Source organism: Sinobaca qinghaiensis (assembly GCF_003610495.1).
In the GTDB taxonomy this organism is placed as follows: domain Bacteria; phylum Bacillota; class Bacilli; order Bacillales; family Marinococcaceae; genus Sinobaca; species Sinobaca qinghaiensis.
The window spans coordinates 425,942-448,478 of the sequence record NZ_RAPK01000006.1; the positions used below are offsets into that span (position 1 = coordinate 425,942).

Here is a 22,537-nt window from a genome sequence, read left to right on the forward strand (position 1 = left end):
TTGTGGTTAGACGCTGGTGCTCATCGCGTGCTCAATCGTTTCTTCTTCCACGAGATACTCCTGGATGGCTTCTTCGTTCCATTCAATGCCAAGGCCGCTGCCTTCCGGCGGCACGAGGGTGCCATGCGAAGTGACGCTTCTCGGGTTGTTAATAATAAGATCGAAGTTTTTCACGTTCGTGCCGATAAACTTCTCGAGCACGGTGACTTCTCTCGTGGCGCAGGCAAGGTGAACGTGAATGTCCCAGTGGTAGTGGGGCGCAATCGACACGCCCTGCGCACCGGCAAGAGCGGCAATTTTCAGCCATTCCGACACCCCGCCGCACTGGGTGGCGTCCGGCTGCACGTAATCAAGCGATCCGCGGCGCATGAATTCCTGGAACTCCCAGCGGGTGGCGCCGACTTCACCGGAGGCGAGCGGAATCGATGTCTGCTGTTTGAGACGGGCAAAACCTTCCATCATATCAATCGGCAGCGGCTCTTCAAAGAAGGCAATGTCATACTGCTCGACCTTGCGGCAGAAGCTCAGACACTCATTCACATCAAGAAAGGACGCGTTGGCATCGATCATCAGCTTGACGTCGGGTCCGATAATATTGCGGACGACCTTCACCCGTTCCGCTTCTTCCTCCGAAGAAAGCCGGCCGACTTTCATTTTCATCGCTTTAAATCCCTGCTTCACATAGCCGCGGACTTCCTCTTCCAGCTTGGAGAATACCTCCAGCCCGTCATAGTAGTAGCCGCCGGACGCGTAGCACGGCACTTCCTCACGGTAGGCCCCGAGCAGCTTGTAGAGCGGCATGCCGGCAAGCTTGGCCTGATGGTCCCAGAGTGCAATATCCACCGCTGAGAGCGCATGCATCAGGCTGCCTCTTCGTCCGGCCCGGACCGTCTGCCAGTAGAGCTTTTCCCAGATTTTTGCGATGTCGCGCGGGTCCTCGCCGATAATCATCGGCGCCAGCAGCTCATCCACCGCTGCCTTAGCGGCTTTTCCGCTCACGTCCTGCAGGCAGAAGCCGATGCCCTCGACTCCGGCGTCCGAGTGGACGCGTACCAGCAGGTGGTCGCGGTGCGTTAACGTTTTGATCGAAAAGCCGACCGGCCGTTCGAGTGGAATCTGTACCCATTGTGTGACTACTTTTGTAATTTTCATCCTGTCTCTCCTTTTTTGATAGCGCTATCATTTATAAGAAAAAAATAAAATCTTCTGCTTCCAGCCTGATCAGTCCAGCGGATCGACGCCCAGTTCCAGCGCCAGCTCTCTCAGCTCGGCAGCGAGAACCGGGGAGAGCTCCACGCCTTCTGCCTGATGCTTCTGCAGCTTGGCATGCTCCAGTTCGCCCGGCAGAAGCACCCGCTCGATGCCTTCCTGGGTGGAGACGCTCTGGACTTCGGCAGCCAGCTGATCGATACGGTCGTGGAACACGTCCATATCCTCAAACAGGTCGGGGCGGAACGCGAGAAAGAAGTGGCCGTTGTTCTGCTTTTTCTCAAAATCATGGTACAGATCGCCCATGTGCGGGCCGGTTGCGGCACCGCTCAGCGCCGTGGAGAGCATTTCTACGAGAAACGCAATCCCGTATCCTTTCGGACCGCCGACAGGGAGAAGCAGGCCGTCCAGCGCTTCCGCCGGATTGGTCGTCGGTTCTCCGTCTTTCGTAATCGCCCAGCCGAGCGGAATCGACTCCCCGTTGTTTTTGGCGGCAATGATTTTTCCCTTCGCGACAGCGCTTGTCGCCATATCAAACACAATGTTGGGGCTGTCCCTGCGCGGCACGGCGTAGGAAAAGGGGTTCGTGCCGAAGTACTTTTCCAAGCCGCCCCACGGCGCAACAGCGGAAGGGGAGTTCGTAAAGGCGAGCGAAATGCACCCTTGATCGGCTGCGTAATTCGTATAATCGGCAAGCATCCCGCAGTGGTTGGAATTGGTTACGGCTACCATGCCGACGCCGGACTGCTTTGCCTTCTGAACGGCAAGCTTGATACTCTCCGACGCAATAGGAATGCCGAGGCCGTTCCCGCCGTTGACCGTTGCGCTGACAGGCGTTTCCCGTTCAATCGTGAAGCCGTCCTTTTTTTCGACGACTCCTTTAAGTAAGCGCTTAATATAAATGCCGGTGCGAATCACCCCGTGTGACGTGACGCCCCTCATATGCGCGGTAACTAAATGCCGCGATACGAGCGAAGCGGAGTGCTCCTCCACGCCGGCGGAAGTGAACAGTTGCTGCAGAAATGGCTGCAGCTGCTGTTCGGTGTAGCGGACCTGAACGGTTTCCATTATCCTGTCTCCTTTCCGGACCTACAAATTAATATTTTGAATCAGGTCGATCTTGTTTCGTTCAATATGGTATTCCACCATTTTTTTCAAAAGGGTGGCTTCGCCGGAACGGGCGGCGGCTAAAATCTGGCGGTGCTCCATTTTGGCTTTGTCGGTGTAGCGGGTCAAAATCATCGGGCTCTTAATCGCGAGGTAGTGATTGCGGAGAATTTCCGTATTGTGAAGCACCCGCTTCCACGGACATTTCTCCATGAGCTTCTTGTGAAACAGCTGATTGAGGGAGGAATAATGGTCAAAGGTTTCTCCTGTCAAAGGCATCGTTTCCATTTCGGTGAGAATCGCATCCATCTCTTCAAAATCGCTCTCCTCCAGATAAGGCAGAGCCTTTTCCACCGCGATGCTCTCATTCATCGAGCGGAGGGTGTAGATCTCCTCAATATCATTGATAGAAATCGGATACACAATCGCGCCGCGCCGGGGCTCGTTTTTGACGAGGCCTTCAAACTCCAGGCGCTTCAGCGCTTCCCGGATCGGCATCCGGCTCACCTGCAGGCGCTTGGCCCAGTCCTCCTGCACGATACGGTCGCCGCGCTGGAATTCCCCGTCCAGAATGGCGGTCCGCAGCGTTTCCGTGACGAGGTCTTCGCTCGTCTGATTCGTTTTTTTCGTGTCGGTACGTTCCATCGCTTGCCCTTCTCTCTTTAGGTACATCTTTAAATGGGATCCAATATATGATTGTATAGTATCATAAAATAATCCATTTAGTAAGTATAATCTTGATAAATAAAGATATTTTCTATTTTAATTTTCAGATATTTGTTATAATTTATTTATATTGGATCCAATATAAGGTGACCGGATCCTTTTAGAAAAAAATAAGTTGCTCTGAGTGCGTATTCGCCCTACGATAAAAAAGGAACACCAGGGCTGGCTTGATCAGCCTGAATAACAGCTGGGAGGATGAACGACATGAACGGAAAAAACATTATTTTTATTGCAGGCCACTCCAGGCTGCCGGAAGGGATGGCTGCGCAGAGCATGTTCCAGACGCTCACGGTGACCGCTGAAATTGACCGGCAGTATGGGGTGATTCTGCAGTGTTCCTGCACCCTTGCTACTGAACATGGCAGAGAATTTATTAACCAGCTGTTCCGGGGCTACAGCCTGAAAAACGGAATCGAAGAGCCGATCAAGGCGATTCAGTACAGCTATTCCGGCAAAGCCAAGAATGCGATCATTGCGGCATTAAAAGACTTATACACGCAGTTTAATGAGCTGCAGAAACGAGAAAGCAAATAAGTTGCAGCCGTACCGGGTTGACAGAAAAGGAAATACCCGCTATATTATTGGTAACGCTTACCTTGCTTAGGAGCAATCCTTACCAAATCGTAAGTGCATGATAAAAACCAATAAAAGCTGTTTAATAAGGCGTGGACTCCTCCTTTAAGGGAAGAGCCGGTCCGCCTGTTAGAGCCAGCCGTTCACATGAGCTTTTTTACGTGTGCACCGGCTGGCTTTTTGTATGCGCTGGAACTGCATCACCCAATTTAAAGGAGGAATATATGATGAGTATTACAGAAAAGAACGTTACGGATTTTGCCCAGGAAACGAAGCATGTAAATATTAAGAAGCACCCGCAGAACGACCGGATGTACCACATTGATATTAAGGAAGCGGCACTCGATTCCTTTTTCGACAAGGTGAAACAGGTGGAAGTGCAGGAACTGGAATACGTTCCCTACATGCGTTTTATCGCGGCCAATGCGCTCCAGGAAGTGCTCGGGGAAGGATTCACGAAAACGGTACAGTCCATCCTCATGGACCGCAGAACGGGCGGCTTTACGATCGGGCTGAATGAAGAGCGCAAGAACACGGATGAATTTGTACTGTTTTCCACCGCGCTTACGCATTTAATCGGGGAGTGCAATTTTGATGCTATGTCGGGGAAATACTATGCCCGTTTTACCGTGAAGCATACGGATGCGAGTGACTCCTACCTGCGCCAGGCCTACCGCCTGTTTACGATGCACACGGACGGTACGTTTGTGGGTGACCAGACCGACTGGCTGCTGATGATGAAGATGCATGAAGAAAATGCTGTCGGCGGCGAGTCCCGTCTGCTTCACCTGGACGACTGGGCCGAGCTCGATCATTATGCCAACCACCCATTCGCGCAGAAGGAAATTCTGTATAAGTCACCGGCCAGTAAGAACGTGAGTGAAGAAATTAACCGCAAGACGTTCTTCCTGCACAACGGCGAGCCGTGCATCTGCTTTATTGACCAGTTTGCCAACCCGGCCTCGATTGCGGAAGCCAAGTATCTCCGCGATATGTCCGCATCGCTCGAAGCAGATAAAAGCGTGACCGAGCTGAACCTGCCGGTCGGCCACCTCGTGATGGTCAACAACCTGTTCTGGCTGCATGGACGTGCCGCGTTCGAAGAAAACAAAGACCTCGACCGTGAGCTTCTCCGCCAGAGAGGAAGATTTCAGGAATAACATCTCTCGGAGTCGCCGTCTGATACTTTCTTTAAAATAATATGTCATACAAAAAGCCGCCCATCTGGACGGCTTTTTGTCGTTTACATCCCTGCGCCAATCGGCACGTCTTTCGGGATCTGATAATTCCGGAGAGTGCCTTTTAATGCATCGGCGGCAAGGGGGCGTGCGAAATAGTAGCCCTGGTAAATGAGACAGTTAAGCTCTTTGAGCATATGTACCTGCTCGATTGTTTCCACGCCTTCTGCCACCACGTCGAGACCGGTCTGTTCGGCCAGGTAGACGACCGTATGAACGACGTTCAGGGCGGAAGGGCTGACGGCAATATCATCAATAAAGGATTTATCAATCTTCAGCCGGTCAAGCGGCAGGGAATACAGGCGGCTCAGGGAAGAATAGCCGGTGCCGAAGTCATCAAGGGCAATCGTCACGCCAATTTCCTGCAGCTTTTCCAGCACGCCGGTGAGCCGGCTGCTTTCCTGCATGATCGATTCAGTAAGTTCGATTTCCAGGCAGGCTGCATTCACCTGATAGCGGTGAAGAAGCAATTCCAGACGTTCGGCGAAATCGGGCCGCTCGAGCTGAATGAGCGAGACGTTCACTGCGATCTGCTGCAGCGGCGTGTCGTTTGCCTTCAGCTGATGGAACTCGCGCAGGGCTTCTTCGATTACCCACCAGCCGATTGGTACAATTGTTTCTGTCTCTTCGGCAATCGGTATAAATTCGAGCGGCGATATCAGTCCAAGTTCCGGGTGGTTCCAGCGCAGAAGTGCTTCCGCACTCACGATGCTGCGATCCGCCAGATTTACCTGCGGCTGATAGTGCAGCTCCAGCTCCTGCTTACTTAAAGCCATTGGCAGGTCGGCTTCGAGTTGAAACATTCGTTCAATCTGGCTCATCATCGATGCATCAAAATAAGATACCGATGTATCCTTGATTTGCTTGGCCTGCCGCTTGGCAACGTACGCATGCTGCAGAAGCATTTCTGCGTTCTTTCCATCCTGCGGGTAAAAGCAGGTGCCGATGGAAAGTGGGGCAAACAGCTGCAGGCCGTTCACTGAAAAGGGCTGCTTGAGCTTTTGGCGCAGCTGCTCCCAGATGCCGGCAAGCGCCACATCCTCATCCGGCAGAATCAGCGCAAAAACGCAGTCGCTCCAGCGGGCAAGAAAAGCACCCTTTGGCAGGACGGTCTGCAGGCGGTCCGTCATATCAAGCAGTAGTCTCTCCGATGGCTTTCGGCCAAGTGCTTCGGCCAGACGTGGAAAAGAATCAATCGACAGAAACGAAACGGAAAAAGCGAATGTCTTGATCGCTGTCTGCTCCTCCAGATAGGCAAGAAAGGCCGTACGGTTTGGCAGGCCGGTAAGGACGTCTTTATCACCGTGCCACGTCGTTTCTACGGTAACCGGCTTGAACTCATCGAACCGAAGCGTCGCCGTATAGAAGTGGTTATGCGGCTGCAGGGTAAGCAGCAGATTAATCGATCGGCCGTCTTTATGCCGGGCTTTCAGCGGCAGAAGCATTTCCTGCCTGCAGCGGTCCAGCGCATTCTGAATCAGGCGGCGGTCACCGGGGACTAATCTGGCGGAGGGCTGCTGGAGCATCTCTTCTTTGGAATAGCCAAGCAGCTCCTCGGAGGCCCGGTTCCATGATAGTATCGTGCCGCGGCCGTCCAGTATAAGTACCGCATCGGTTGTGCGGTCCATCGCCTGTTCGTAGAGGTCATGCAGGGAAAGCATCCACTTTTTGTGGCGCAGCTGCAGCCACTCCCTGCTGAGAAGCGCGGTTACGCCGGTCAGCAGGGCGGTTAATGCCAGAATACATATGAGAAACAGCCACGGCCGTGCCAATACCTCCTGAAACAGGCCGGTGCCCGTGGAATAAATCAGTTCAACTGTCATACGCTTCGCCCCATATTCTATGTAGAAAATATAATCTTTTTCCATTATATCGTCAGAAGCGGCAGCGCGTGAACTGTTTTTGGAACATTATTCCTTTTATTATAAAAATAGAAGCCGGTCCCCCATGTTGTACTAGTTTCTTCTATTATATAGTGCTCATAAATAGAAAGCGCTCTCTTGAAAATGAAGACTCAAGGTGGTCTGGTTAATGAATCCTTCTTTCGGGTACTAGTACAAAAACAGCAAAAGGAGGCATGCGTTTATGCAGACGATGGAAAAAACGGACGTCCAGGCGATTCTTGATGCCCAGCAGGCGTACTTTTATACAGGGGAAACGAAAAGCACGGATTTTCGACTGCGCCAGCTGAACACTCTCGAACAGGCGATTAAAGCGTATGAAGACCGTATTATCGAAGCAATGAAAGCCGATCTCGGAAAGCCCGCATTTGAGGCTTATCTCACTGAAATCGGCGTGCTCTTGATGAGCCTGAAAGACATGAAGAAAAAACTCCCGAAATGGGCAGAACCGAAAAAAGTGAAAGGCACGATCATGCAGACGGGCTCGAAAAGTATGATCTACCCCGAGCCATACGGCACCGTGCTCGTCATCGGTCCGTTCAACTATCCATTTCAGCTGTTAATCGAGCCGCTTCTCGGCGTCATGGCATCCGGCAACACCGCCGTACTGAAACCCTCAGAATTCACACCGAACGTCGCCGCCGTGGTGCGCGACATGATTGCTGAATACTTTGATCCGGCCTATATCACCGTTGTAGAAGGGGAAAAAGAAACCACCTCCGCGCTCATCCATGCGCCGTTTGACTATATGTTCTTTACCGGCAGCACCCCGGTCGGCAAAATTGTCATGGAAGCCGCCGCCAAGAACCTCACGCCGGTAACACTGGAGCTCGGCGGCAAAAGCCCGGCCATCGTGGATGAAGATGCAGACCTGGATAAAGCAGCCGAGAAAATTATCTGGGGCAAGTGCATGAACAACGGGCAGACGTGCATCGCGCCGGACTATGTACTCGTCGCCGAAGAAATGCAGACCGCGCTTGTGGCCCGGCTGAAAACGAAGATCCGTGACTTCTACGGAGAAAACCCGCAGGTAAGCCCAGATCTGGGGCGCGTCGTGAATGACAAACACTGGCAGCGCCTCGAGAAGCTGCTCGACCCGGAAAAGGTCGTCCACGGTGGACGCAGCGATCAAACAGATCTATATATTGAGCCGACATTGATGACCGGCGTGACGATGGCAGACGCGGTGATGCAGGAGGAAGTGTTCGGACCGATTCTGCCGATCCTGACTTACCGCAACCTGCACGACGCGGTAAATATCGTTCGTTCCTTCGACAAGCCGCTCGCGCTGTACCTGTTTACGAACAATCCGACCGTAGAGGAGCACATTCTCAGCACGCTCTCCTTTGGCGGCGGCAGCGTGAATGATACGATTCTGCATCTCGCCAACCCGAACCTGCCGTTCGGCGGTGTTGGAAACTCAGGTATCGGCGCCTATCACGGGAAGGCAAGCTTTGATACGTTTACCCACTACAAGAGCATTTTGAAAAACAAAAGCTCGTTTTCTCCATCCGTTATGTATCCGCCGTATAAAGAAAGCCGGCTGAATGCGGTCCGGAAATGGTTCTCCAAATAAACAGAAAAGCTGCCTTTACATAAGGCAGCTTTTTTCTGTAAAATCCCATGCCTGCAGGGTATTTGGGATGGATTATCTGAATGTTTCGTTAGATTTGTGAAAAAATAGAAGGTATTAAGTAGCTGGTAATAGTGAAAAAAATGCAGTTACTAGTACAAGTGGCACTTTAAACTGGGTAAAAAGTAGACTATAGTGAATATCAAGCATTTTTGATGCACATTCAAATTCATCTAAACCAAAAACAATAACGGATACTATCATTATGACACAGCACATCTCTACCATATTTAGAGGGGGTCATACGCATGATTGATATTCATACGCACGTACTGGCCGGACTCGACAACGGGCCGGAAACAATAGAACAGAGCATCGCGCTCGTTCAGCAGGCAGAAGCGTCAGGCATTCGTACGATCATAGCGACACCTCATCACAATGACGGAACCAGCTATCATACCGGTGCTGCCGTGCAGCAGCAGGTGAAGGAGCTGAACCGTCGCCTGAAGCAGGAGAACATTCAGGTGGACGTGAAAGCCGGACATGAAATCCGTTTAAACGGAGATACAATGGCCGAATTGACGGAACACCATGCTATTCCTTTATGCGATAGCCGCTATGTGCTTTTGGAATTTCCGGAGCATAGCGTACCGCTTCTCAGCAAAAATGTTCTGTATGACCTGCAGGTGAAAGGCTACCGGCCGATTATTGCCAATCCGGAAAAGGTAATGGAGTTCATCAGTGATCCAGACCAGCTGTACACGCTCGCCACTAACGGCGCGTTAATGCAGCTGAACGCAGGCGCTGTGATCGGAACGCACGGCAGAGACCTGCAGCAGTTCTGCTTTTCTCTATTGGAAGCTGACCTGGCTCATTTTATCGCAACAAGCGCAAGCGATGTGAAAAGCAACCCTTTTATTCTCAAAGAAGCCTATGAACTGATTGAAGAAGAATTCGGCCGCAGCGCCGTGGACACCTTTAAAACAAATGCCCTCGCCGTGATCGAAAACGAAACGGTGCTGGTCGATAAGCCCGAACATATCAACCGGAAGAAGCGCAGAAGACGCTTTGGTTTGATATAATCCCCCAGACAGCCTGGACAGGAGAACATACCGTTCTGCCCCTGTCCGGGTTGTCCGTGCGTGAAAAAAGAACGGCCTATTTCCATATACATCTTGAATAAAGAACAAGAAAATGGGACAATAGCTTGGTGTTTGGATGCAAGAAAAGGAAAATAATTGAAGAATTATACATAAATTCACCAAGGAGTGGGAGAACCTGATGTACGTTAAAATCAAAAGGCTGATTGATGTAAGCCTCTCTTTCTGTGCACTGGCCGTACTATGGCCGTATATACTACTGCTTGCCGTCATGATCAAAAAAGATTCCAAAGGACCTGTCTTCTTTAAACAAAAGCGGGTCGGTCTCCACAAAGAGCATTTCTACATATTGAAATTCAGAACGATGCGTTCAGATACCCCTAAAGACATGCCAACCCATATGCTCCAGGATCCGGAAGCGTTTATTACGAAGAGCGGAAAGTTCCTTCGCAGAACCAGTCTGGACGAACTCCCACAGATTATTAACATACTAAAAGGCGACATGAGCATCATCGGTCCAAGGCCTGCGCTCTGGAATCAGTATGACCTGATTGAAGAACGTGATAAATATGGCGCAAATGACGTGCCGCCGGGGTTGACCGGCTGGGCGCAGATTAACGGCCGTGATGAGCTGCCGATTGACATTAAAGCCGGCCTCGACGGCGAATACGTAAAGAGAATGGGACTATTAATGGATATTCGCTGTTTTCTTGGCACTATTAACAGCGTATTAAAAAGTGACGGTGTTGTCGAAGGCAAAACGAAAGATTTAGAAATTGAGGAAGAAATTACTAGTAATAGTGAAGAAACACGATAGAAGATGAAGAGGTGCTTTCAAATGGATAATAAAATAACACTATATATAAACACTATAAAGCATCTCAAATCTTCACAGATTTATTACAGATTATCTAATAGATTGAAGCGAGAGATGTATAAGAAAAACCTATTGGCGGTGAAGGTACCTAAAGAATTGAAAACCCAAGATTCCTATGATTATCTTCTTCCTGAATTAGACTTTAGCAAAGAGTATTTAGAAAGATTTGATGCTGAAGATATCTTGAACAATCGATTTACATTTATAAACATTACGAATGAAGTTGAACTCTCAAGAGTCTGGAATAATCAAGAATTACAGCACTTATGGAGATATAATTTACATTATTTCGAGTACTTGTACAAACTTGCTAATGAATACTCGAAAGAAGATAATTTAAACCAATATTACAAAAAATATAAGACGTTGATTGATAGTTGGATAAAAAATAATCAATTTGCCTATGGTGATGGATGGCATCCTTATACAATTTCATTAAGAATCACTAATTGGATTTCAACGTATCAAATATTCAAAGAGAGAGTCCTGAATGATAAGGATTTCGATAAAAGGCTTAAGGACTCATTATATTTACAGTATAAATATTTGGAAAACAATTTGGAAAAAGATGTTTTGGGGAATCATTACTTTGAGAATATAAAAGCTCTTATAATCGGAAGTATCTTCTTTGAAGATAAAAGGGTAAAAGAAAAGTTCAAAAAAGAATTATTAGAACAACTAGATGAACAAATTTTGGAAGATGGAATGCACTTTGAGTTAAGTCCCATGTATCACAAAATAATTTTAGAAGATTTGATTAAAATAACCTTTTGGTTAAAAGGTGAGCCTATATACAATAAACTGATTCATGTAATTCAAAAGATGGTAGATGCAACATTTAGTATTGAAGAAGGCGTTGGCAAAACCCCGGCGTTTAATGATAGTACTGATGGAATCAGTAAGAATTACATAAGTCTTTTTGAAGCATGCAAAATTCATTTTGATATAATTCCCCAAAAAAAATTCACTTTTGAGAAAAGTGGTTTTTATATCATTGAAGATAACAATAAAAAGTTGGTATTTAACACGAGTGATGTTTGTCCTACTTATTTACCTGCTCATGCTCACTGCGATGCTTTGAGTTTCGAACTTTCAATTGATGGCTTACCATTGATTGTTAATGCCGGTACATATAGGTATGAAAATGGTGAATGGAGAGATTATTTTAGAAGTACAAAAGCTCATAATACAGTTTTTATATCAGATCAAGAGCAATCTCAATTTTGGGGAAGTTTTAGAGTTGCTAAGCGAATTAAAAAGGTAAGAAGAAAACAATTTGTTTATAAAGGTATTCATTTTTATATAGGTGAATATGTTGCTTATCAAGGAGCAAAACACAAAAGGTATATCGGGCACTTGGATGAAAATACAATTATTGTTTTAGATTATGTAAAAGCAGAATCTATAAGCAAAATTAATAGCTTGTTGCATTTTATTCCTAACACTAAACTAAATATTGATAATAAAACTGTTCATGTTGTAAATGATGAAAAGTCTATTGATATAACTGCAATAGGAACGAGTGGAATTGAAATTGAGAAAGGCTGGTATTCTAAGCAATTTAATCTCAAAGAGGAAAATGAACATTTAGTTCTTCGGAAAAATGAGGACTCAAAATTTTATGGTTATCTAATAGGAATAAGTTCTGACAAAAAAGAAGTAATTCAATTAAAAGATGACCTTAAGATCATCATTAATGGTAAAGAGAAAATCATCAACTTTGATGAGTTGGGAGAATTATTATGAGGATAGTTGTTATATGTCATTATTTCCCTCCTGAAATAGGAGCACCGCCAGCAAGAATATATGAAATGGCCAAACATTGGGTTGAACTGGGGAATGAAGTGCATGTTGTAACTTGTTTTCCTAATCATCCAACAGGAATTATTCCTAAAGAATATAGGGGCAAGAAATACAGTCATGAAGAAATGAACGGGATCCATGTCCATAGGAATTATGTATATGCAACTCCTAATAGAGGATTTATAAAAAAAACGTTAGGACATATTTCTTTTATGTTCTCATCAGTTTTGTTTTCTATGAAGAAAATTAAAAAACCTGATGTGATTATTACGAGTTCACCTACCTTTTTCTCAATTATATCAGGCTATTGGTATAGTATAAGAAAAAAGGTACCTTTTGTTCTTGAGATTAGAGATTTGTGGCCAGCTGCAATGATTGAATTAGGAGTTATGAAAAAAGGTGTAATAACTAACATATTGGAAAAAATGGAACTGTTTTTTTATCACAAAAGCAAGAAGTTAATAATGGTAACGAAAGCTTTCAAAGAAAATGTTGTGAATAGAGGAGTTGATGGTGATAAAGTTCATGTTATTACAAATGGAGTGAATCAAGAATTGTTTTATCCAAAGAAAAAAGACGACACACTTATTCAAGAACATGAGCTGAAAGATAAGTTTATTATTTCTTATGCAGGAGCTCATGGGATTTCACAGAATTTAAGTGTCATTCTAGATGTTGCTAAAGAATTAAAAGATCAAAAAGATATTCAGTTTTTATTCATCGGAGAAGGTGCAGAGAAAGAAAAATTAGAAGAAATGGTTATTGAACAAAATATTAGCAACGTTAAATTTATTGGTTCACAGCCAAAAGAGTCAATGTCTTCTTTTTATAGTAGCTCTGATCTATGTTTAATTCCATTGAGAAATATAGAGCTATTCAAGGCATTTATTCCATCTAAAATGTTCGAGATCATGGCATGTGGTGTTCCTATTGTTGCTAGTTTAGAAGGAGAAGCCGCAGACATATTGAATGAATCAAAGGCTGCTATAGTTGTCCAGCCAGATAATGCCGAAGAAATTAAGCATGCAATCTTAAAACTTAAAAATGATAAATACTTATATAAAAGTATGGAAGAAAACGGACCAAATTTTGTGGAACAGAATTACACTAGAAAGAAGTTGGCAGAAAAATATTTAGAAATAATACGTAATACATAGGGGAGGTTTGTATGATTTTATTGACTGGAGCTACTGGTTTTCTTGGAGAGTTTGTTTTAAAAGAGTTACTAAAAAAAAATTATGATGTTACTTGTTTTGTGAGAAAGACTAGTAATCTTGATCTTATCAATAAACTAAATGTTAAATATGTATATGGAGAGCTGAATGATTATCATTCGATTTGTGAAGCATTAAAGGAAAAAAAAGCTCTCATAAACATTGCATCCCTTGGCTTTGGTCATGCGCCCAATATTATTAATGCATGCGAAGAAATGAATATAACTCGTACAATTTTTGTTAGCACAACAGGAATATTTACAAAGCTAAACCCTGATAGTAAAGGCATTAGATTAGAAGCTGAGAGACTAATTGAAAAAAGTAGTCTAGATTACACTATTATAAGACCTACAATGATCTATGGCACGCCTAAAGATCGCAATATGTGGAGGTTGATTAAATATCTAAAAAAATCAAATGTACTTCCAATATTAGGAGATGGAACTTATTTACAACAGCCCGTTAACGTGAATGACTTAGCTTTCGCTATTGTAAAAGCTTATGAAAACTCAGTGAGTGTAAAGAAAGCTTATAATATATCTGGTGCAAAGGCGCTTACTTTTAATGAAGTAATTGATATTACTGCCAAAGCTTTAGGGAAGAAAGTTATCAAAATACATATACCTATGAAACTGAGCTACAGACTATTAAAGGCCTATGAGAAGATCTCAAAAGATCCAAAGTTAAAAGCAGAGCAAGTTTTAAGACTTAATGAGAATAAAAATTTTTCCCATGAAGAAGCTAAGAAGGATTTAGAATACAATCCTTTGAGTTTTGAAGAAGGAATCAAACATGAAATTAATAATTAACGAAGAAAGGAAGTTTTTAATGATTAATATAGTAGGACTTGGATATATAGGTTTACCTACGGCTTTAATGTTTGCTAAATATGGAGTTGAAGTAGTAGGTACTGACTATAACAAAGAAATAGTAGACTCGTTAAATGAAGGTAACTTAACTTTTGAAGAAGAAGGATTAGAAGACCTTTTTCAAAGTGCTCAAGAAAACAATATTAAATTTTCTACTGAATATATTAGTTCAGATACTTATATACTTGCAGTACCGACTCCTTATATTGAAGAAAGTAAAAAATTAGATCCGAAATATATTATTTCTGCGGTGAATAGTGTATTGGAAGTTTGCAAAAAAGGTGCTGTAATCATAATAGAATCTACTGTTTCCCCTGGAACAATCGATAAATTCATCAGACCTGTAATTGCTCAAAAAGGATATGTGACTGGAGAAGATATACATATTATGCATGCTCCAGAAAGAATTATTCCAGGTAACATGGTACACGAGCTTCAATATAATTCTAGAACTATTGGAACTGATACTCCTGAAGTTGGTAATCAAGTAAAGGAACTTTATTCCAAATTTTGTAAAGAAGATATTGTGGTAACAGATATTCGTTCTGCAGAAATGTCAAAAGTAGTTGAAAATACTTATAGAGATATAAATATAGCTTTTGCTAATGAACTAGCTAAAATTTGTCGTAAAGATAATATGGATGTATATGAAATAACTAGAATAGCTAATAAGCACCCTAGAGTGAACATACTACAGCCAGGGCCGGGAGTGGGAGGTCATTGTATTTCAGTAGATCCATGGTTTTTGGTTGGAGACTATCCGGACTTAACAAATCTGATTTTAACAGCAAGAAAAACCAACGATTCTATGCCAAGTCATGTATTAAGTAGAATTAGAGATATTATGAGGGAACATAATATCAAAGACATATCCAAAGTTGGTTTATATGGACTAGCGTATAAAGAAAATGTCGATGACACTAGAGAAAGTCCAACTTTACAACTTTTAGATAGAATGGATGAGCACCTTGCATTCGGTGTAAAAGTATTTGATCCATATATCAAGAAAAGAACAGTTGATCATCAATTTATGAATTTTGAAGATTTCATAAATGAAATAGAGATAGTGGTTGTAATGGTAGGACATGACCATATCAAAAATAATATGGATGTTATAAAAGATAAGTTAGTTCTTGATACTAAGAATATATGTACTATTGACGATACTTATAAATTATAAGAGAAAGACTATATTGACTAAATTTTCTAGTAGGTGAAAGTATTGAAAAAAGTAGCTGTATTAATATCACATATTCCTAATCCAAGGATTCTTAAAAGGATTAAAGCAGTCGAGAATGACTTTGATGTTGCATTAGTATATTGGGATAGAGGTCAATTAGAAAAAGAGACTTTTGAGATAAATCCCGAACATAATGTTATAAAAAAATATATAAAGGCGCCTCAAGGAAAACCTATCAAAAGATTAATTCCATTGATAAAGTATATGATTACTGTATTAAATACATTAAAGTATGAAAAACCAGATATTATTCATGCTGCAAACTTAGATATGTTGTGTATAGCTTATCTTTATAAAAAGTTTATTAATGTGAATTCAAAAATAATATATGAAGTAGCAGATCTTCCTAAATATACTTTTATCAAAAAAGCTAATTCTACAAAGACTATAGTCGCGAAATTACTACAAAAATTGGAAAAAAGGCTAACAGCTAAGATATCAAAAATAATCTTAACATCTCCATACTTTTGGGATGAGTATTTTTCAGGATTTATCGAGGTGGATAAGTATATATTTATACCAAACGCTCCAGCAAAAAAGTTATTTAAAAAGTATGAAAAAAAACAAAATAGTTATTTTACAATAGGATTTATTGGTTCAGTTAGGTATTTTGAACAACTTAAAATGTTAATAGATGTTGTTGAAGAAATAGACAAACCTATAAAAGTATTTATTGCAGGCAATGGGCCAAACTATAATGAAATTAAGGATTATTCGAAAAATAAAAAATTCGTAGAATTTTACGGACCTTATAATTATGAAAAAGAAATTGTTAGTTTATATGAGAAAATTGATTGTACATATGCTGTGTATAATACTAAGTTAGACAATGTCAAAATTGCTTTACCTAATAGGTTATATGAGTCAATTATTTGTGAGGTGCCTATAATAGGAACAAAAAATACCGCGCTTGGGAATTTTATAGAGCAAAATAAAATCGGAAATAATATAAATGAAGAGAAGGAAGAATTAAGAGAGGTATTATTAAAATTGATTAATTCATATGAATTAATAGGATTATATCAAAAGAATTGTAGGGAAATAAAATCAGACTACTATTACGAGAAAAGTAGTGAAAAACTTCTAAATGAATATTTAAAAATCACCACATAGGTAATGCATGAAACTCACGAGTAACGTTTAATCTATTAAGTTAACGGAGATATAAATAAATTATATAAAAAAAGTAGGTTCTTATTAATGAATAAAAAAATAATGGTGATATTCGGAACTAGACCAGAAGCTATTAAAATGTGTCCATTGGTTAATGAACTAAAAATGCGTGATAAATTGGATCCAATTGTTTGTGTTACAGGTCAGCATAGAGAGATGTTAGATCAGGTTTTAACTGCTTTCAATGTAGTTCCCGATTACGATCTATCAATTATGAAATCGAATCAAACATTATTTGATGTTACTATAAGTATCCTTGAAAAAATGAAAAAGATTTTAGAGGAAGTGAAGCCCGATGTGGTACTAGTTCATGGGGATACCTCTACTACTTTTGTTAGTTCTTTAGCTTGCTTTTATTTACAGATTCCGATTGGGCATGTCGAGGCAGGGCTTAGAACGTATAACATTCACTCACCATATCCAGAAGAATTTAATCGTCAAGCCGTAGGGATCGTAGCTAATTATAATTTTTCACCAACTGAAATGGCAAAAGAGAATTTAATAAAAGAGGGCAAAGACCCTAATTCAATTTATGTGACTGGAAATACAGCCATTGATGCGCTAAATACTACAGTTAGAAATGACTATTCTCATGAACAGTTAGATTGGGCATCTGATAGTAGGCTTATTATGATAACTGCTCACAGGAGAGAGAATATTGGTAAACCTTTAAAAAATATGTTTAAGGCTATAAAGAGAATTGTAGATGAACAACCAAATATTAAGGTCGTATATCCAATTCATATGAATCCAGTTATAAGAGAAGCTGCTAATGAGATTTTAGGTAACTGTGAAAGAATAAGAATTATTGAGCCTTTAGAAGTCTTAGATTTTCATAACTTTCTTTCTAGGTCATATCTAATTCTCACTGATAGTGGGGGCATACAAGAAGAAGCACCTAGTTTGGGTAAGCCTGTTCTTGTTATGCGTGATACGACTGAGCGTCCTGAGGGTATAAAAGCAGGTACATTGAGACTTGTGGGAACAGATGAAAAGCTAATATATGAAACCTTTAAACTACTACTCGAAGATAAAGATGAATATAAAGTAATGAGTCAAGCAAGTAATCCCTATGGTGATGGGTTTGCTAGTAAGAGAATAGCGAATATCTTGGAATTTCATAACTTTGAATAAGCATAGAAATAATAATAAATAACTTATATTCTAGATACAAAATAGCCCAACAATTGACATCTCTTAGACAATTTGAAAATGCCGAATTATAACTTTAGATAAAGATATAGTTTTTCGAATTATCGATGGATACAATGTTATGATAAATATTAAAAGTAAACAAAAAGAATGGAAGTTAAATATGAAGAATTATTTACTAAAGGGAATCAAAAATAATTTTAAAAATCATCTAAATAAAAAAAAATATAAAAATTTAGGTAAGGAAGTATTGATTAAATCCCCTTCTACTATCTTTTCCTCAAAAAATATTTCTTTTTCTGATTTTGTATATATTGGGCCTGATGCCTATTGGGATGCAAAAGGTGGGATAAATATAGAGAAAAATGTAATTATAGGACCCAAAAGCACCATATGGACTTATAATCATAGCTTTAATGAATCATCTGGATATTTGCCATATGGGTTTCAAGATATAATGAAGCCCGTTAATATAGAATCTAATGTTTGGATAGGAATAAATGTTACTATTTGTCCTGGAGTTAGTATTGGTGAAGGAGCTATTATAGGGATGGGATCAGTTGTTACTAAAGATATACCTTCATTAGCAATAGTTGGTGGTAACCCTGCAAAAATTATTCGTTATAGAGAAGAAGGCGAATACACTAAATTGAAAAGTGAAAATAAATACTATCTTGTGGAAAAAAGTAAAAGACAACACTAAGATAGATTAAGCAGGAAAAAATTAAATGATTACCATATTTATCTTCACTATTAATAATACAATTGGCACAAGAATTAGAATTAATGTTATTCAAAAATTTTAATGGTGATGGGAAATGGATATATGACTTCTTTTTTTAAACATAGTTTTAACTATGTTGTATCTAATGGATTTAATCAGGTACTTACTATATTGTTGGTATTTATAATATTAGTATGGCTTAACCCCTCTCAATATGGTTTAGTTATGTTACTATTATCATATTTCCAAATTTTCAATATTATAACATCTTTAAATTTATATCGTGCAATCCCTATATATTTAGGAAAAGGAAAACCAAAAGAGAAAATTGGTAGTATATTTATATTGATGGGGTTTGTTACTATAATTGCGATTTTTTTATTATTAATGTACGGCCTCATTTATAGAGGAGACATTCAACATCTTTATATATATTCTTTATTGATGCTTGCAAGTGGATTTTTTAGTTTTTGGTCTTTATATAAAGAAATATTAATATTTGAGCAAATGAGCTTAAAATATTCAATAATATATAATTTATCAAACCTAATATTATTTGGTAGCTCAATACTCTTAACTTACACTATTTTCTTAATTGACTTTGATGATAATTTCGGAAGAATTTATGGCACTTTAATTCAATGTTTTTTCTTATTTTTAATTGTGTTATTTAATATAAAGCAGTTTAACTTCAAATTTGACAAAACAATAATCAAATACTTTTTAGGAATCTCGTTACCCCTTATACTATTCGCTTCATCTTCAGTAATACTTACGTATGTAGATAGGATTATGATCGAGAGAATTACTGGAGATCTCTCCGCGGTAGGGATATATTCATTTTCTTATAATTTAGGAATGTTAATAAATATTGTATCAATGAGTATTATAAATAATTATAGAGTAGAGTATTTTAAGAATATTAAAGATAATCCACAAAAAATAAATAAAATAATTACTTTCATAGTTCCTATTGTATTTTTATTATATGTATTAATGAGTGTAATTATACCTTGGCTTCTACCAAAGGGTATTGTATTATTTTCGATTTCAAGTGAATATGAATTAGCATCTAGTATAGTACCTCTAATACTAACAGGATATTATTTCTTTTTTCTGCAAGCTATTTTTGTGATGGATTATTACTACAGGGAATCGACCCTAGCTTTGTCATTGCTTACAGCAATAGTTGCTATTACAAACATAATTTTAAATTATTATTTAATTCCCATTTTTTCTTATACGGGAGCAGCTGCATCAACAACAATATCTTATTTTTTACTAATGATATTAATTGTATTTTTTAACAAAAGTAAAAACATCATTAATACGAAAAATATTATTATAATTATTGCAACTACTATAATAGGTAGTTTAATAGCTGTATTTTATCTCACAAATTAATTTCAATAAGTAAAAATTTCAAAGCAGCTTAATATTTTGATAGGAGGAACTTTATGAAAGCAACTAAAGTATTGTTGATAGGCTACTATGGAGTACAAAACATAGGGGATGAGATGTTTCTTCGATTATTAATAAAGCAGTTGAAGCGTAGTGGAGTTGAGAAAGATCAAATAATTTTAATCTCGCCTGAAAAAGAATTCTTAGAAAGTAAATATGATATCAATGTTGTTCATCCGCAAAAAGATAGCAATTTAAAATTATTGAAGATATTATATTCGTTAAAAATATACATAAAAACAATCAAATCAGTAGATATAATCATTTATGGGGGAGGAACACAAATACAAGAATTTGGGAAGAATTCTTATAAGTCTTTAATATTTAAGGTGATATATTTGCTTGCTAACAAATTATTCTACAAAAGGCCAGTTTATCACTTTGCTGTTGGAATTGATAAAATGAAAAGTACAATAGGAAAAAAATGTACAAAGTGGATATATCAACTTTCTGATGGGTTCATATTAAGAGATAAATACTCTTATGAGTATCTTAAAGAAGTTATAAAGGTTACAAAGAAAAGTAAAATGAAAGTTAAAACTGATCTTGCATTTAATAAAGATATGGTTAATCTATTACAAAAAAAATCGGAAGATGTTAAAAGCAACAAAATAAAAATAGGAATTTCATTATTTCCTTACTATGAAAAACAATTACATGACAAAAAAAGACAGCAGGATTTTGATAGTCAGATTATAAAGTTTTTAAAAAGTATAAATACTAGTGATTATGAAATTCACTTTATTCCTTTTCAAGGCAATATGGGAAACAAAGATAATATTTATATGGATGAGTTAACGTATGATTTTGAGAACGCAATACTGCATAACTATAGTGATAATTTTGAAGAAACCTGCAGAGTGATTTCTGAGATGGATATATGTATTGGTATGAGATTGCATTTTGTTATTTTCTCACTAATTGCATCAAAACCAACTATACCAATTGATTATCATGTTAAAGTGGAACAGTTCACAAAAACATTAGGTCTTCAAGACCACATGATAAAGATTGATCAATTAAATTTTGAAGTATTATTAAAAAAATTACTTAGTATTGAAAAAAATTATGAGAAAGTAAGCTCACTTGTTAAAAATAATGTTAGAACTGAAGTAGAAAAAGGGGAAGATATATACAAAGAGTTAGACAACATAATAAGTGTGGTTAAAAAATGATAAATAAAAATTCTATATTATATATAAGTTTGTTATTTTTATATGGTTTTTTACTGCATTCTAATTATTATGTTGTTTCTTTTTTTGTGTTTTTAGTAATAATTACTTTAATTATAGTTAAACCTAAGTATGGATTCATATTATTCTTAATAACTGTAGTAGTATCGCCTGATTTAGTAGTGATTAAAACGTATACAGGAGAAGAAATTATAAATCATTCAATATTTTTGGATTCTTTTGGTGGGTTAACTTTTATTACAATGACCTCAATATTCATTTTATTTATCTCATTTATTAGAAATCCTAATATTGAGATTAATAAATTTGTTTTCTTTTTAATTTTTGTTCCATTAATGATACCTCTTTATGGATTTTTAACTACTAGTAATTTAGGTGAATATGTTTCATCTTCTAGTTATATTATTGTTTTAATAGCAATGTTTTTATTTATTAAATCAGTTGATATTAAACAAGAAACTATTATAGATGTATTATATAAATCTATAATAGTTACTATGTTAATAAATATTATTATTACTTTTTATTCTGGGTTCACATTAATCTTTTGGGGATCTATGGCGTATGCCTTTCCAATTATATTATTAATGAAATACAAAACTAGATCTTTTTTAATGGATATTTTTCTAATAAGTTTATTGTTAACCAACTTAATGATTTTTCCTTCTAGGGGTAGAATAATTGTTTTCCTAATTGTATTGAGTATATATTTTATAATTAAATTAAGTAAGAAAAACTTAATTAAAGTGGTTATTTCTTTATTGGTAATTATATTAATTTTGATACCTACTTATAAATTCATTATTCCGGCTGAGATATTATCGTATGCGGAGTGGAAACTAAGCACTTTTGATGCCTCTGATGAAGAAAATCAATCTGCTAGTATCCGTTTGATTGAATTCAAAAATATAATACTTGGAAGTATTGATAAAATATATCCAATATTTATTGGCGAAGGGTATGGTGGATATTTTGTGGATAAATACGCACCGTTTTATATACCAGATCTTTTAGATGCCAATGCTTTTAAAAATGAATGGATATACGATAGAACATTCTATAGACCTCATACAGTATTAAATATTTTATTACTCAAAGCTGGGATAATTCCTACAGTGATCTTCTTCTCAGGATTATTTTATTTAACCATTTATTATATGAAGAAAGTAAGTAGGTTTGACTCTGCAAATTTATTCATTATAGTTTTGCCATTTTTAGCAGTTGTAATGTACACACAAAAGCTTCAAATAATCTTTGCAATTTGTTTATATATTTTAAATGAAAGCTTAATTAATTATCATAGAGTGAAAGACAACAACGAATATCAGAAAAAGAGTGTTGGTAATATAGATAAACTAGGGTAGAAAGTTTTGATAAAAGCATTTCAAAAACCATTCATTTGTT

19 protein-coding genes are annotated in these 22,537 nt (G+C 38.9%); 15 read left to right on the forward strand and 4 right to left on the reverse strand.

Annotated elements, in window-relative coordinates:
- Positions 1–6: 6 nt before the first annotated feature.
- From ATL39_RS02475 to ATL39_RS02485, 3 genes are all read right to left on the reverse strand, one after another.
- The gene (locus ATL39_RS02475; RefSeq protein WP_120191703.1) at positions 7–1,152 is read right to left on the reverse strand and encodes a mandelate racemase/muconate lactonizing enzyme family protein; all 1,146 of its coding nucleotides are present in this window, start codon (positions 1,150–1,152) and stop codon (positions 7–9) included.
- A gap of 69 nt (positions 1,153–1,221) precedes the next feature.
- Positions 1,222–2,277: an Ldh family oxidoreductase gene (locus ATL39_RS02480; RefSeq protein WP_120191704.1), complete on the reverse strand. Its 1,056-nt coding sequence runs from the start codon at positions 2,275–2,277 to the stop codon at positions 1,222–1,224.
- Between the two features lie 21 nt (positions 2,278–2,298).
- Entirely contained in the window at positions 2,299–2,961 is a 663-nt protein-coding gene (locus ATL39_RS02485) for a GntR family transcriptional regulator (RefSeq protein WP_170146813.1), read from the reverse strand.
- Between the two features lie 285 nt (positions 2,962–3,246).
- Here ATL39_RS02485 and ATL39_RS02490 point away from each other — a divergent pair, with 285 nt between their 5' ends.
- Both ATL39_RS02490 and glaH read left to right on the forward strand, forming a co-directional pair.
- Complete coding sequence (locus ATL39_RS02490; RefSeq protein ID WP_120191706.1) at positions 3,247–3,576, forward strand: DUF3870 domain-containing protein; 330 nt, start codon at positions 3,247–3,249, stop codon at positions 3,574–3,576.
- 263 nt (positions 3,577–3,839) lie between these two features.
- Positions 3,840–4,775, forward strand: a complete 936-nt coding sequence (gene glaH, locus ATL39_RS02495) for a glutarate dioxygenase GlaH (RefSeq protein WP_120191707.1) — start codon at positions 3,840–3,842, stop codon at positions 4,773–4,775.
- A gap of 83 nt (positions 4,776–4,858) precedes the next feature.
- On the opposite strand, the gene ATL39_RS02500 is transcribed toward glaH, so the two are convergent.
- Entirely contained in the window at positions 4,859–6,676 is a 1,818-nt protein-coding gene (locus ATL39_RS02500) for a putative bifunctional diguanylate cyclase/phosphodiesterase (protein ID WP_170146814.1), read from the reverse strand.
- A 262-nt stretch (positions 6,677–6,938) separates the two neighbouring features.
- On the opposite strand from ATL39_RS02500, the gene ATL39_RS02505 reads away from it, so the two are divergent.
- The 13 genes from ATL39_RS02505 to ATL39_RS02565 all read left to right on the forward strand — a co-directional run bounded on the left by ATL39_RS02505 (position 6,939) and on the right by ATL39_RS02565 (position 22,497).
- Complete coding sequence (locus ATL39_RS02505; protein ID WP_120191709.1) at positions 6,939–8,330, forward strand: aldehyde dehydrogenase; 1,392 nt, start codon at positions 6,939–6,941, stop codon at positions 8,328–8,330.
- A 305-nt stretch (positions 8,331–8,635) separates the two neighbouring features.
- Complete coding sequence (locus ATL39_RS02510) at positions 8,636–9,409, forward strand: tyrosine-protein phosphatase (protein WP_120191710.1); 774 nt, start codon at positions 8,636–8,638, stop codon at positions 9,407–9,409.
- A 199-nt stretch (positions 9,410–9,608) separates the two neighbouring features.
- On the forward strand, positions 9,609–10,244 hold the full coding sequence (locus ATL39_RS02515) for a sugar transferase (protein ID WP_120191711.1): 636 nt from the start codon (positions 9,609–9,611) through the stop codon (positions 10,242–10,244).
- Positions 10,245–10,265: 21 nt separating this feature from the next.
- Positions 10,266–12,050, forward strand: coding sequence for a heparinase II/III family protein (locus ATL39_RS02520; RefSeq protein WP_170146815.1), 1,785 nt, complete (start codon positions 10,266–10,268; stop codon positions 12,048–12,050).
- A complete protein-coding gene (locus tag ATL39_RS02525) occupies positions 12,047–13,264 on the forward strand; it encodes a glycosyltransferase family 4 protein (protein WP_120191713.1) in 1,218 nt (405 codons plus the stop codon). The genes ATL39_RS02520 and ATL39_RS02525 overlap by 4 nt, the downstream gene beginning before the upstream one ends.
- 11 nt (positions 13,265–13,275) lie before the next feature.
- The gene (locus ATL39_RS02530) at positions 13,276–14,130 is read left to right on the forward strand and encodes an SDR family oxidoreductase (RefSeq protein ID WP_120191714.1); all 855 of its coding nucleotides are present in this window, start codon (positions 13,276–13,278) and stop codon (positions 14,128–14,130) included.
- Positions 14,114–15,370 carry a nucleotide sugar dehydrogenase gene (locus ATL39_RS02535; protein ID WP_245960895.1) on the forward strand — a complete coding sequence of 419 codons (1,257 nt, stop codon included), beginning with the start codon at positions 14,114–14,116 and terminating at the stop codon, positions 15,368–15,370. The genes ATL39_RS02530 and ATL39_RS02535 overlap by 17 nt, the downstream gene beginning before the upstream one ends.
- 42 nt (positions 15,371–15,412) lie before the next feature.
- The gene (locus ATL39_RS02540) at positions 15,413–16,543 is read left to right on the forward strand and encodes a glycosyltransferase (protein ID WP_170146816.1); all 1,131 of its coding nucleotides are present in this window, start codon (positions 15,413–15,415) and stop codon (positions 16,541–16,543) included.
- A gap of 87 nt (positions 16,544–16,630) precedes the next feature.
- Complete coding sequence (gene wecB / locus ATL39_RS02545) at positions 16,631–17,737, forward strand: non-hydrolyzing UDP-N-acetylglucosamine 2-epimerase (RefSeq protein WP_120191716.1); 1,107 nt, start codon at positions 16,631–16,633, stop codon at positions 17,735–17,737.
- A 139-nt stretch (positions 17,738–17,876) separates the two neighbouring features.
- The gene (locus tag ATL39_RS02550) at positions 17,877–18,458 is read left to right on the forward strand and encodes an acyltransferase (RefSeq protein ID WP_120191717.1); all 582 of its coding nucleotides are present in this window, start codon (positions 17,877–17,879) and stop codon (positions 18,456–18,458) included.
- Positions 18,459–18,581: 123 nt separating this feature from the next.
- The gene (locus ATL39_RS02555; RefSeq protein WP_170146817.1) at positions 18,582–19,883 is read left to right on the forward strand and encodes an oligosaccharide flippase family protein; all 1,302 of its coding nucleotides are present in this window, start codon (positions 18,582–18,584) and stop codon (positions 19,881–19,883) included.
- Between the two features lie 53 nt (positions 19,884–19,936).
- On the forward strand, positions 19,937–21,115 hold the full coding sequence (locus ATL39_RS02560; protein WP_120191719.1) for a polysaccharide pyruvyl transferase family protein: 1,179 nt from the start codon (positions 19,937–19,939) through the stop codon (positions 21,113–21,115).
- On the forward strand, positions 21,112–22,497 hold the full coding sequence (locus ATL39_RS02565; RefSeq protein WP_120191720.1) for a hypothetical protein: 1,386 nt from the start codon (positions 21,112–21,114) through the stop codon (positions 22,495–22,497). Before ATL39_RS02560 ends, ATL39_RS02565 begins: the two co-directional genes overlap by 4 nt.
- Positions 22,498–22,537: the final 40 nt, after the last annotated feature.